Genomic DNA, 759 nt, shown 5'->3' with positions numbered 1-759 from the left:
AAACCGGGCGGTACATCTTTTATGGAAGACTATACCTACAACTTCGGCGAAAAAGGGCAAGTGTTAGGCGCTCACATGCTAGAAGTTTGTCCAACTATCGCAGCAGCGAAACCAAGATTGGAAGTTCATCGTCATACCATTGGCTGTCGTTGCGATATTCCACGCTTAATTTTCAGCGGCCAATCTGGTGAAGCGTTAAACGTGTCGATTATTGATCTTGGCGATCGCTTTAGAATGATCGTCAACGTGATTGATACCGTCACACCACCACAGTCACTGCCACATTTGCCTGTAGCTCACGCGCTTTGGGAACCTCAGCCCAACTTAAATATCGCAGCAGCTGCGTGGATTCACGCTGGCGGCGCACATCACGCAGTGTACAGCCAAGCTGTCACATTGCCGATGCTTGCCGACTACGCTGAAATCCTTGGCATCGAAATGGTTGTGATTGACAACAGCACCAACTTACGCCAGTTCAAACAAGAATTGCGTAACAACGGAGTGTATTACCGTCTCGGTTAAACCACACAAATGTGCTCCCGCTTAGGGAGCACTTTGGAGTCAATTAGTGAATGATACAGACGTAGAAACCGTGCCCACTTTTCAACTGGAAAAAACTCGCTGGACGCTCAACCTTTCCACTGAGCAACCAGCGAGTTTCGAGCTACAGCGGGATGGTAAAACGCACTTTATCGGCACCATGGAAGTATTAAACAACGGACAACTCATTGCCGTTCACGATGCTGATTGGCGCTTTAG

The 759-nt window shown here is 48.4% G+C and carries 2 pseudogenes; both read left to right on the top strand.

Annotated features, from left to right (window positions below):
• Nucleotides 1-522 (top strand): annotated as a pseudogene (locus R7040_RS26090) (L-arabinose isomerase); the annotation flags it as partial.
• 46 nt (nt 523-568) lie between these two features.
• A pseudogene (locus R7040_RS26085) lies at nt 569-759 on the top strand (hypothetical protein); the annotation flags it as partial.

This window comes from Vibrio sp. 1069 (assembly GCF_033340555.1).
This window is presented reverse-complemented; position numbering and strand designations above follow the sequence as displayed.